Here is an 11895-nt window from a genome sequence, read left to right as displayed (position 1 = left end):
ATGCACCTGCTCAGGACCCAGCCCGGCGGTTTCGTCTCGGATGACAACATTGCCGACCTTGGACAAACCCCCGCCGAGCTGGTGATCCTGTGCAGCGGCGACTCCAGCCTGGCGCTGCTCGCCGAAGCCGCGCAGCAGTTGCCTGAGGATTATCCAAGCCTGCGTCTGGCCAATCCGATGCAGGTGCAGAATCACGCCTCGGTCGATCTGTACGTCGATGAAGTGCTGCGCCACGCCAAGGTGATCCTGATTTCGCTGCACGGTGGCATCGCCTATTGGCGCTATGGCGTCGAGCGCTTGGTCGAGTTGGCCGAGCGCGGTGTGCAGGTGATTCTGGTGCCGGGCGATGACCGTCCCGATCCGGAGCTCAGCGACTTGAGCACCGTCAATGCCGAAGATCGCGACCGCCTCTGGCAGTTCTTGCGCCAGGGCGGCCTGGGTAATGCGCTGGATTTTTTCCGCTGCCTGGCTGATCGTTGGCTCGCTCGCGATTACGCTTGGGAAGAGCCGCAAACCCTGCCGCGCACGGCGATTTACCACCCGAACAAAACCACCGCCGCACTGGGCGACTGGCAAGCCGAATGGCTGCCGGAAAACCCGGTGGCGGCGGTGCTGTTTTACCGCTCGCACCTGCAAGCGGCGAACACCGCGTTCATCGATGTGTTCTGCCTGCGCTTGCAGGCGGCGGGGCTGAATCCGCTGCCGATCGCCGTGGCCAGTTTGAAAGAGCCCGGCTGCCTGACGGTGGTCGAGGATTGGCTGGACGAAGTGGAGGCTGGGGTGATTCTCAACACCACCGGGTTCGCCCAGTCCAGCCCTGAGGCCCCGCACCTGCGGCCGTTTCGCCGCAACATTCCGGTGATTCAGGCGATCTGTGCGCAGGACAACGAGCCCGGCTGGCGTGACAGCCAGCAGGGCCTTGGCCCGCGCGATCTGGCGATGCATATTGCCTTGCCGGAACTCGACGGACGCATCATCAGCCGACCGATCAGCTTCAAGGATCTGGCCTGGCGCAGCGAGCGCAGTCAGTCCGATGTGGTCTGCTATCGCGCGCAACCCGAGCGCATGGATTTTGTCGCGGAACTGGCGCGGCGCTGGATCAATCTGGCGCGGGTGCCAAATGGCGAAAAACGCATCGCGCTCATTCTCGCCAACTACCCGACCCGCGACGGACGCATCGGCAACGGCGTCGGTCTCGACACGCCGGCAGCGGCGCTGAATATCCTGCGTGCTTTGCAGGTTGAGGGTTATCCGATAACGCCAGAACTGCCGAACAGCGGCACCGAGTTGATCCAGCAATTGCTCGGTGGCGTCAGCAACGATCTCGACACGATTGACTTGCGCCCGTGCCAGCAAAGTCTGGCGATGGACGCTTACCTGACGATGTTCAACGCGCTGCCCGAGGCCAATCGCGCCGCCGTTGTCGAACGCTGGGGCCCGCCGCAAGACGATCCGATGTGCCGCGACGGGCGCATGATGATCGCCGGCATTCGCTTCGGCCTGACCTTCGTCGGCATTCAACCGGCGCGTGGTTATCAGGTTGACCCGAGTGCGGTCTATCACGACCCGGATCTGGTACCGCCGCACGCTTATCTGGCGTTCTATTTCTGGTTGCGCAACACCTACGGTGCGCACGGCGTGATCCACGTCGGCAAGCACGGCAACCTTGAATGGCTACCGGGCAAAGGCGTCGGGCTTTCGGAGAATTGCTGGCCGGACGCGCTGCTCGGACCGCTGCCGAATATCTATCCGTTTATCGTCAATGACCCGGGCGAGGGCGCTCAGGCCAAGCGGCGTACACAAGCGGTGATCATCGACCACTTGATGCCGCCGCTGACCCGCGCCGAAACCTACGGCCCGCTGCGCAATCTGGAACTGTTGGCCGACGAGTATTACGAAGCGCAACTGCTCGATCCGCGCCGCGCCCGTGAGTTGCAGCGCGACATCCTGCAACTGGTGCGGGATACGCAGATCGACCGTGAACTGCAACTCGATGCCGGGCTGGACAGTGATGCCGACGCGGCAATCTGGCTGCCGCGTCTCGACACTTATTTGTGTGATCTGAAGGAATCGCAGATTCGCGATGGCTTGCACATTTTTGGCGAGTCGCCGACCGGGCGTTTGCGGATCGATACGTTGTTGGCGCTTCTGCGTATTCCACGAGGCGACGGCAAAGGCGCGCAATCAAGCCTATTGCGGGCACTCGCCAAAGCGTTCGAACTCGGATTCGATCCACTCGATTGTGCGCTGGCCGATCCATGGACAGGCCCGCGTCCCGAGGCGCTGCAATCGCAAAGCGACGAGTCCTGGCGCACAGCCGGCGACACCCGCGAACGCCTCGAACTGTTTGCCACACAGCTGATTTCCCAAGCCCTGCACGATCCATGTGGGAGCGAGCTTGCTCGCGAAGGCGTCGTGTCAGCCAACACTTCATTCACTGACACACAGCTTTCGCGAGCAAGCTCGCTCCCACAGGGATCGGGGGGGGCTGATGTGAATGCGATTATCCAGTCGCTGCGCGAAGTCGTCGCCCCACGCCTGGATGCCTGCGGCCCCGCCGAAATGCGCGGCCTGCTCGACGCCCTCTGCGGCCGCTTCGTTCCCGCCGGCCCCAGCGGCGCACCCAGCCGTGGCCGTCTCGACGTGCTGCCGACCGGCCGCAACTTCTACTCGGTCGACGTGCGCAACTTGCCGACCACCACCGCGTGGCGCATCGGTTTCCAGTCAGCGACATTGATTCTCGAACGTCACCTCCAGGACCACGGTGATCACCTGCGCCAGCTCGGATTATCCGTGTGGGGCACCGCTACCATGCGCACCGGTGGCGACGACATCGCCCAGGCCATGGCGCTGATGGGCGTGCGTCCGGTGTGGGCGACTGGCAGTCAGCGTGTCGATGATTTCGAGATTCTGCCGCTGAGCCTGCTCGACCGTCCGCGTGTCGACGTCACGCTGCGGGTTTCCGGATTTTTCCGCGATGCCTTCGCCAACCTGATTCGCCTGTTCGACGCCGCGGTGCAAGCAGTGGCTGCGTTGGACGAGCCGGCCGATCTCAATCCGCTGGCGGCAAAAGTGCGCGCCGAGCGCGAGTCGCTGCTGCAATCGGGTCTTGATGAAGAAACGGCGCGGCGTCAGGCCGGTTGGCGGATCTTCGGCGCCAAACCCGGTGCCTACGGCGCGGGCGTGCAAGGCGCCATCGACGGTCGCTTGTGGCAGAGCCGCGAGGATCTCGCCGAGGTTTACCTGAACTGGGGCGCTTACGCCTATGGCGGTTCCGACGAAGGCACGGCCGCCCGTGAACAATTCGTCCAGCGCCTGAGTCAGGTGCAAGCGGTGCTGCAGAATCAGGACAATCGCGAGCACGACTTGCTCGATTCCAACGACTACTACCAATTCCAGGGCGGCATGCTTGCTGCTGTGGAAACCCTGCGTGGCGAAGCGGCGGCCAGTTATCACGGCGATCACAGCCAACCGGATCTGCCGAAGATTCGTACCCTTAAAGAAGAACTGAATCGGGTGATCCGCTCGCGGGCGGCCAATCCGAAGTGGATCGACGGGGTCAAGCGCCACGGCTATAAAGGCGCGTTCGAAATGGCGGCGACGGTGGATAACCTGTTTGCGTTCGATGCGACGACGCAGTTGATCGATGACCACCAGTACGCTTTGCTGGCCGATGCTTATCTGCTGGATCCGGCGACTCGGGCGTTTGTTCGTGAGCATAATCCGCACGCGCTGCGGGATATGACCGAGCGCATGCTTGAGGCGCAGCAGCGGGGGATGTGGCAGGAGCCGGGGGCTTATAAAGAAGCGCTGGAGAATCTGCTGCTGGATATTGAGGAAGATATGTAACCGGTCAGAAGCTACCCTCACCCCAGCCCTCTCCCGGAGGGAGAGGGGGCCGATCCATGTTGCTGTCAGAACTTGAGCTCGGCTCGATATATCAGGTCGGCGTAACTCGCCAGAACAACTCGGTCAGTTCCCTCTCCCTCTTGGAGAGGGCTAGGGTGAGGGCCACCCCGACTGGCCCCCGACAACACTGAAACACACCCACGACCACGACAGAGAAAACCAAAATGACCGACATCCCACATTTCCCGCTCTCCGCCGTGGTCGGCGCCGATGACTTGAAACTCGCCCTGTGCCTCACCGCCATCGACCCGAAAATCGGTGGCGTGCTGATCGAAGGCCCGCGAGGCATGGCCAAGTCCACCCTGGCCCGTGGCCTGGCCGATCTGCTCGCCAGCGGTCAATTCGTCACCTTGCCGCTCGGCGCCACCGAAGAACGTCTGGTCGGCACCCTTGACCTCGACGCGGCCCTCAGCGAGGGCCGCGCACAGTTTTCGCCAGGCGTACTGGCCAAGGCTGACGGCGGTGTGCTCTACGTCGATGAAGTCAATCTGCTGCCCGATCATTTGGTGGATCTGCTGCTCGACGTTGCCGCCAGCGGCACCAACCTGATCGAGCGCGACGGTATTTCCCATCGGCATTCGGCGAAGTTCGTGTTGATCGGCACGATGAACCCGGAAGAGGGCGAGTTGCGTCCGCAGTTGCTCGACCGCTTCGGCCTGAACGTCGCCCTCAGTGGCCACACCGCACCGACCGAACGCGGGCAAATCATTCGTCGGCGGCTGGATTTCGACAGCAACCCGCAAGCGTTCTGCGCACAGTGGGAAACCGAACAACAAAACCTGCGCGCGCGTTGCGAACACGCTCGCGGCGCCTTGGCCAATATTGCGCTGGACGATGCCGCACTGGCACAGATCACCGAGCGTTGTTTCGCCGCCGGAGTCGATGGTCTGCGTGCCGACCTGGTCTGGTTGCGCGCGGCGCGTGCCCACGCGGCATGGCGCGGAGCTGAGCAGATTGGCGAAGAAGATATTGACGCCGTGGCCGAGTTTGCCCTGCGCCATCGTCGCCGTGAGCAAGCGCCTTCGAGTCCGCAACAACCGGCTCAGTCGCCGGCCGAGACTCAAGCCTCGTCGAGTGAAGGGCAGGGCCAGTGGGGCGACATGCCGGCGCCCGCGCTTGCCACCGGCGCTCGCCGTGAAGTGCCGAGCTGGCCAAAAAAGCCTTAGGCATTCGCCCCCGATCCGATGCGGGGGCGAATGCCAGACCCCGCGCCGGACGGCTGGACAACGGACGCCAGGGCAAACGTCATGCCGCCCGCAGTGGCACGGTGAACTGGCCGGGCACGTTGCTCAATGGACGTCCTCGGGTCCGTGAAGATCTGCTGTTTCAACTGCGTACGCGCTCGCCGCATGAGCTGTGGCTGGTGATCGTCGACGCTTCAGCCTCGACGCGGCGTCATCAGGCTTTGAGCGATGCCAAAGGGCTGCTCGCGCAACTGTTCGATGACGCTTACCGCCAGCGTGCGCGGCTGGCATTGCTGACTGCCAGTGGTTCGGCGCCGAGATGGCAGGTGCAGGGGTTGAAGGCATCCAGCGGTTTGCGTACCTGGCTGGAGGCATTGGGTGCCGGCGGCGGCACGCCGTTATTGGCGGCACTGGTGCAGGCCGAGCAATGGCTGGCGCTGCGACGCAAGCGTTTTCCCGCAGAGCAGCAGCGGTTGCTGGTGGTGACCGATGGGCGTTTGAAACAGTGGTCGGGATTGCCGGCGCTGGGGTGCCCGGGGTTGTTGATCGATATCGAGCGCGGGCCGATCCGGTTGGGCCGGGCGCGGGATCTGGCTGAGGCGCTGGGATCAGAGTATCGACATATCGATGAGCTGATTTCTCTCTGATACCTTCTGTGTATGGTCGGGCCTCATCGCGAGCAGGCTCACTCCTACATTTGGAATACGTTCCCTTGTAGGAGTGAGCCTGCTCGCGATTGCATCGATCCGGTCTCGAGCCGAACACTCAAAACCTGCATCCCTGCTCTATGCTGCACCCAGCCCAATCACAAGGAGTGAGCGATGCGCGTACTGGTCAAAAATCCCGCGGACGATTTCCGCGTCAAAGCCTACGCCGGTACCAACGGCGTGCTGCTGGCCATGGATCTGGCCGAGCCCCGCCGCAAAGGCCTGTTGGGTTTCGCCATCGAAAAGCAGCAGGGCGCCAAACCCTCGTTGTTTCTGTTCAACAGCCTGACGTTCCCCGGCAAGGCGCACACGTTTCCCCAGTTCCACGCCACACCGAGCGATACCGCGCCGCTGCAGAAATTCCGCTGGGCCGATTACGCGGTCAATCCGGGCATGACTCTTCACTATCGTGTGCACCTGGCCTACGGCTCGGCGGATGCCGTGCAGTTGGGCGAATCGCTGGAGCTGACGATCACTTCCGATGACGGTCAGCCAAGCAACCAAAGCGTGATATTCAATCGCGCCGTTGCCGCCAGTCAGGCGTTCCAGCGCAAGTTTCCCGATCTCGACGCGCAGATCAGCGCCAATAAAAACATGCCCATCGAAGCCTGGCCCGATGCCGCGCGACAGTGGCTGGAAAACGGCTTGCTCGGGCGCTTGCTGGGTTTTATCGAGCGCGCCGTCGATCAGCAATGGGCGCTGGACATTGCCATCTACGAATACCAGTTACAGGCGATTGTCGATGCGGTGAATGCGGCGTTCGCGCGGGGCGTAACGGTGCGGGTGCTGTATCACGCCCGGCCGGACGACGAAGACACCACGATCAACCAAGCGAGTCTGGCGGCGCTGCCGCTCGCGAGCAAATGCGGACGGGTAACCCATAACATTTTTCACAATAAATTCATCGTTCTGAGTCGCGTCGACGGCGGCGAGCATCAGCCTGCAGCGGTGCTGTGTGGCAGTACCAACTTCACCGCCAACGGGATCTATCGTCAGGCCAACGTGGTGCATGTGCTGGACGATGAATCGATTGCTGCCAGTTATCTGCAAACGTTTGAGCAAATCTGGGCGCGCCCGGACGACGTCGGTGCAACCCGTGACTGGATCACCGAACACAATCCGATGAATCCGCAGCAACCTTTGTTCGCCGGGTTTTCACCGCGTACCGGCGGGGCCGATCTACAAGAATTCGTGCGGATCATCGGCGCAGCGAAAAAAGACGTGCTGTTCGTCACGGCATTCTCGCTGCCCGACGCAATTCTCAACGCCTTGCTCGGCCAGCCTCACGACGACATTTTGCGTTATGGCCTGCAAAACACTGCCAGCCGCATCAGCGGTTTCCACGCCGACCGCAGCGCCGAATTCGCCGCCACCGCATTGCTCAACACCGGGCTGGAAGGCTGGCTGCGCGAGAACATGAAAGGCCAGAAAGGCAATCTGCTGGTGCACACCAAAGCGGTGGTCACCGACTTCACCACGGACGCGCCGACCATCATCAGCGGTAGCCACAACCTCAGCGCTTCGGCCAGTAACGGCAATGACGAAAACTACCTGATCATTCGTGGCGACAGCGATCTGGCGGATCGTTATGGCCTGGAGTTGCTGCGGTTCTACGAGCATTACCGGTTTCGTTATTTCGCGAAGAAGCTGGCGTTGAAGCAGGTGAGTCCGTTGGCCGTGGATGACAGTTGGACCAACGATTACTACGTCGAAGGGGATTTGCGGCAGTTGTCGCGGTTGCGTTTTGCCGGCCGCTGACACCGTACGGTAGGAGCTGTTACAGATTTTGAAATGATTTCCAGCTGTAGGAAATGTTACCAAAGCCTGTACGCTCCAAGGCCATTTTTCATTCAGGATCTATATGAACACCCTCTCGGAGCCTCCCAGTCGCACCTTCCCCTTGCGCCACGGCGCGGTCTTGACGCACTCGCAACATCCAGTTTTCCGACATCCGACTATCGTTGCTAACGCGGCTCCAGAGCCTTCGCGTTGCGCTTTGCCGTGTCCGGCAGCCTGAATTAACCGAGAGAGATAGAGACGTTTTATGGAATGGTTAGCGGATCCCACAGCCTGGTTAGGCCTGTTGACTTTGATCGTGCTGGAACTGGTGCTGGGTATCGACAACCTGGTGTTCATTGCAATCCTCGCGGATAAACTGCCGCCGCATCAGCGTGACCGTGCACGGATTATCGGCCTGTCGCTGGCGCTGATCATGCGTTTGGGCCTGTTGGCGAGTATTTCCTGGCTGGTGACCCTCACGCAGCCGTTGTTCGAGGTGTTCGACAAGAGCTTCTCCGGCCGTGACCTGATCATGCTGTTCGGTGGTGTGTTCCTGTTGTTCAAGGCCACCATGGAATTGCACGAGCGTCTTGAAGGCCATGTCGGCGAACGCACGACCAACAGCGCTTATGCGATGTTCTGGCCGATCGTTGCGCAGATTGTGGTGCTCGACGCGGTGTTCTCGCTGGATGCTGTGATCACCGCCGTCGGTATGGTCGATGAACTGGCGGTGATGATGATCGCGGTGATCATCTCGATCGGCTTGATGATTGTCGCCAGCAAGCCGCTGACGCGCTTCGTCAACGCGCACCCGACGGTGATCATGCTGTGTCTGGGTTTCCTGATGATGATCGGTTTTGCCCTGACCGCCGAAGGTCTGGGCTTCCACATTCCGAAAGGCTATCTGTATGCCGCCATCGGCTTCTCGATTCTGATCGAGGTGTTCAACCAGATCGCCAGGGCCCGGCGCAAGCGCTCGATGCAGGGTTTGCGACCGATGCGCGAGCGCACAGCGCACGCGGTCATGCGTTTGCTGGGCGGTCGCAAGCTGGCGGTGGAAGAAGTCGGTGAGGAGATATCCGATCTGCTGGACAATGGTGACGCGCCAAGCGCGGAGCTGTTCGACCGTCGCGAACGGGTGATGATCAGCGGCGTGCTGCAACTGGCCGAGCGCCCGATTCGCGGGCTGATGACCGTGCGTGCCGATGTCGACACGATTGATCTGGCCGATGACCGCGAGGCGATTCGTACCCGTTTGATGCATTCGTCCTACTCGCGGCTGCCGTTGATTCGTAATGGTGCGGTGGATGAGCCGTTGGGCTTCGTGCACAAGAAGGAATTGCTTAAGGAGTACCTGGCCGGCACCGAGCCGAATCTGGAGCACTTGGCGCGCAAGACCATCAACCTGCTCGACAGTTATTCGATCCTCAACGCACTGGAGCAGATGCGCGCGGCCTCGACGCACATTGCCTTTGTGGTCAACGAATTCGGTGATTTTGTCGGTGTGTTGACCATGACCGACATCCTTGAGTCGATTGCCGGCGAGCTGCCGGATGCCAGCGAAGTCGAAGGCCCGGATGTGATTGAGGAGCAGGGCGGGTTTATGGTCAGCGGTGCGCTGAACCTGGCGCGGGTGCGTCAACGCATCGGGTTTGGCGCTGAACCCACCGAGGACTATCAGACCATGGCCGGGTTGGTGATGAGCCTGCTGGATCGACTGCCGGTGATCGGTGATCGTCTGGAACTTGAAGGCTGGCACATGACGGTCAAAGCCGTTGAGGAACGGCGTGTGACGCGGGTGTTGTTGGTGCGTGCTGCCGCGTAATACTTGCGTTCTCTACTAACTGTGCCGGCCTCTTCGCGAGCAGGCTCGCTCCCACATTGGAACGCGTTTCAAATGTGGGAGCGAGCCTGTTCGCGAATGCTTGGGCTCAGGCACCGCAGTATTCACTGATGAAAAGTGTAGTTGTTCAGTACGCATGTTCAACACAGGTTCCGCAGGCGCGCACGGGCAACGGTGCGCAAAGTACGAAGTGTCTGACGCAACCAGGGCAGATCATGCGTTCGCTTGCGCAGCGCAGTGGGCGCTTTGGTCTTGCCGACGTGCTCGGCGAAATCCCGTGCGAGGGTTTCTTCCGTGCCGATGCCTTTGAGTTTTTTCACCAGTCTGCCGTTCTTGTAAAACAGCACGGTGGGTGTCCCGGTGACCAGTGGATGGCGCGGGGACTCGCTGGTTTTGAGCATGTAGATATTGGCGCGATGCCGATACGGCTCGGCCGTCTGACGAAAAATCGGCCCGGCCCACTCGCAGGCGGGGCAATGTTCGTTGGCGAAATACAGGATTACCGGGCGCCAGGTTTGCAGGGCTTTGCGGTAGGTGGGGGCCAACGTGGAGAGAGGGATATTCGCGTTCATGAGAATCTCCTTTTCGAGTGCAGCAACACCTATAGACGGTAATCCAGTGCAAGCCATGCGCCTACTGTCAGAGTTGACAGGTGTAACCCGCCTGGATTTGTGCCATGCGCCCCGAAATGTGGCGCGAATACCCGGAGTGTGTGGCCAACGGTAGCGTGTATTAATCGCGCTCTTGGTAACAACGCGACTGTCCCTTACTGCATCTCTTTGATTTCGAAAACATTTAGATCTTCTGCAGATTCTCATCCGATCCTGTGGCACACTTTCTGCTGTCTATTCCGTAGTAACAAACCGTGTTCCGGTATAGCGGAATAAACACCATTCTGGAGTGCTTGCCATGCATCGCCGTCCTTCGTTGTTCAAAGCGTGTGTTTTTGTTCTTGCGGCTTCGTCCGCTGTCATGGGTATGGCCCAGGCAGCCGACAGCAAGCTCGACAGTGTTCTGGCCCGTGGCAAGTTGATCGTGGGCACCGGCAGCACCAATGCGCCGTGGCACTTCCAGGGCGCGGACGGCAAGTTGCAGGGTTTTGATATCGACATCGCCAGGATCGTCGCCAAGGGTCTGTTCAACGACCCGAGCAAGGTCGAGTTCGTGGTGCAGTCGTCCGATGCGCGGATTCCCAATCTGCTCACCGACAAAGTCGACATGAGCTGCCAATTCATCACCGTTACCGCCAGCCGCGCGCAGCAAGTGGCGTTCACCCTGCCGTACTACCGCGAGGGCGTCGGCCTGCTGCTGCCGAACAACAGCAAGTACAAGGAAATCGAAGACCTGCAAGCCGCCGGCGACAGCGTCACCGTGGCGGTGCTGCAAAACGTTTACGCCGAAGAGCTGGTGCATCAGGCATTGCCGAAAGCCAAGGTCGATCAGTACGACAGCGTTGATCTGATGTATCAGGCGGTGAACTCCGGTCGCGCCGATGCCGCCGCCACCGACCAGTCTTCGGTCAAATACCTGATGGTGCAGAACCCTGGCCGCTACCGCAGCCCGACCTATGCGTGGAGCCCGCAAACGTACGCGTGTGCGGTTAAACGCGGCGATCAGGATTGGCTGAATTTCGTCAACACGGCGTTGCATGAAGCCATGACCGGCGTGGAATTCCCGACCTACGCCGCCTCGTTCAAACAATGGTTCGGCGTAGATCTGCCTTCCCCAGCCATCGGTTTCCCAGTCGAATTCAAATGATCCCGTGAGAGTGGGGCGATGCACGTTGCCCCGCTCAAGGTACTGCTGACCATGAACTATCAGTTGAACTTTGCCGCCGTGTGGCGCGATTTCGACACCTTGCTGGCGGGGCTCGGTCTGGGTCTTGAACTGGCGCTGGTGTCGATCGCGATCGGCTGCGTGATCGGCCTGCTGATGGCGTTTGCCTTGCTTTCAAAGCATCGCGCTTTGCGGGTGCTGGCCTCGGTATACGTCACGGTGGTGCGTAACACGCCGATTCTGGTGTTGATTCTGTTGATCTACTTTGCGTTGCCGAGCCTGGGGATTCGGCTGGACAAGATTCCGTCGTTCATCATCACGCTGTCACTGTATGCCGGGGCGTACCTGACCGAAGTGTTCCGTGGCGGTTTGCTGAGCATTCCAAAAGGACAGCGTGAGGCCGGGCTGGCCATCGGTCTCGGCGAGTGGCAGGTCAAGGCTTACGTCACCGTGCCGGTGATGCTGCGCAACGTGCTGCCGGCGCTGTCGAACAACTTCATTTCGCTGTTCAAGGACACCTCGCTGGCCGCCGCGATTGCGGTGCCGGAGCTGACCTATTACGCGCGCAAGATCAACGTCGAAAGCTACCGGGTGATTGAAACCTGGCTGGTGACCACGGCGTTGTATGTCGCGGCCTGTTACCTCATTGCCATGCTGCTGCGTTACCTCGAGCAGCGTTTGGCGATCCGCCGATAGG

General features: G+C 60.8%; 8 protein-coding genes. 7 read left to right on the top strand and 1 reads right to left on the bottom strand.

Features of this window, described 5'->3' with window-relative positions; translation table 11 throughout:
- The 5 genes from cobN to HUW52_RS18315 all read left to right on the top strand — a co-directional run bounded on the left by cobN (position 1) and on the right by HUW52_RS18315 (position 9404).
- The gene (gene cobN / locus HUW52_RS18335) at positions 1-3849 is read left to right on the top strand and encodes a cobaltochelatase subunit CobN (protein WP_175554480.1); all 3849 of its coding nucleotides are present in this window, start codon (positions 1-3) and stop codon (positions 3847-3849) included.
- A 224-nt stretch (positions 3850-4073) separates the two neighbouring features.
- On the top strand, positions 4074-5075 hold the full coding sequence (locus tag HUW52_RS18330; protein WP_016984347.1) for an ATP-binding protein: 1002 nt from the start codon (positions 4074-4076) through the stop codon (positions 5073-5075).
- A 53-nt stretch (positions 5076-5128) separates the two neighbouring features.
- Positions 5129-5740, top strand: a complete 612-nt coding sequence (locus HUW52_RS18325; protein ID WP_371929262.1) for a VWA domain-containing protein — start codon at positions 5129-5131, stop codon at positions 5738-5740.
- Positions 5741-5914: 174 nt separating this feature from the next.
- A complete protein-coding gene (locus HUW52_RS18320) occupies positions 5915-7558 on the top strand; it encodes a phospholipase D-like domain-containing protein (protein WP_175554479.1) in 1644 nt (547 codons plus the stop codon).
- A gap of 286 nt (positions 7559-7844) precedes the next feature.
- A complete protein-coding gene (locus tag HUW52_RS18315) occupies positions 7845-9404 on the top strand; it encodes a TerC family protein (protein WP_175554478.1) in 1560 nt (519 codons plus the stop codon).
- Between the two features lie 158 nt (positions 9405-9562).
- Here the strand turns inward: HUW52_RS18315 and HUW52_RS18310 are convergent, their stop codons facing one another.
- A complete protein-coding gene (locus tag HUW52_RS18310) occupies positions 9563-9994 on the bottom strand; it encodes a co-chaperone YbbN (RefSeq protein WP_175554477.1) in 432 nt (143 codons plus the stop codon).
- 337 nt (positions 9995-10331) lie between these two features.
- On the opposite strand from HUW52_RS18310, the gene HUW52_RS18305 reads away from it, so the two are divergent.
- On the top strand, positions 10332-11180 hold the full coding sequence (locus HUW52_RS18305; RefSeq protein WP_064117896.1) for a transporter substrate-binding domain-containing protein: 849 nt from the start codon (positions 10332-10334) through the stop codon (positions 11178-11180).
- Positions 11181-11231: 51 nt separating this feature from the next.
- Complete coding sequence (locus HUW52_RS18300) at positions 11232-11894, top strand: amino acid ABC transporter permease (protein ID WP_003225455.1); 663 nt, start codon at positions 11232-11234, stop codon at positions 11892-11894.
- Position 11895: the final 1 nt, after the last annotated feature.

The sequence above is a fragment of the Pseudomonas sp. 43A genome (assembly GCF_013363935.1).
GTDB lineage: Bacteria > Pseudomonadota > Gammaproteobacteria > Pseudomonadales > Pseudomonadaceae > Aquipseudomonas > Aquipseudomonas crudilactis.
The sequence above is the reverse complement of the archived record's forward strand: the minus strand, read 5'-3'. Positions and strand labels throughout refer to the sequence as shown.

Coding starts and splice junctions, on each gene's coding strand:
- HUW52_RS18300 (WP_003225455.1), top strand. CDS start 11,232: ATGAACTATCAGTTGAACTTTGCCGCCGTGTGGCGCGATTTCGACACC.
- HUW52_RS18330 (WP_016984347.1), top strand. CDS start 4,074: ATGACCGACATCCCACATTTCCCGCTCTCCGCCGTGGTCGGCGCCGAT.
- HUW52_RS18305 (WP_064117896.1), top strand. CDS start 10,332: ATGCATCGCCGTCCTTCGTTGTTCAAAGCGTGTGTTTTTGTTCTTGCG.
- cobN (WP_175554480.1), top strand. CDS start 1: ATGCACCTGCTCAGGACCCAGCCCGGCGGTTTCGTCTCGGATGACAAC.
- HUW52_RS18315 (WP_175554478.1), top strand. CDS start 7,845: ATGGAATGGTTAGCGGATCCCACAGCCTGGTTAGGCCTGTTGACTTTG.
- HUW52_RS18310 (WP_175554477.1), bottom strand. CDS start 9,994: ATGAACGCGAATATCCCTCTCTCCACGTTGGCCCCCACCTACCGCAAA.
- HUW52_RS18320 (WP_175554479.1), top strand. CDS start 5,915: ATGCGCGTACTGGTCAAAAATCCCGCGGACGATTTCCGCGTCAAAGCC.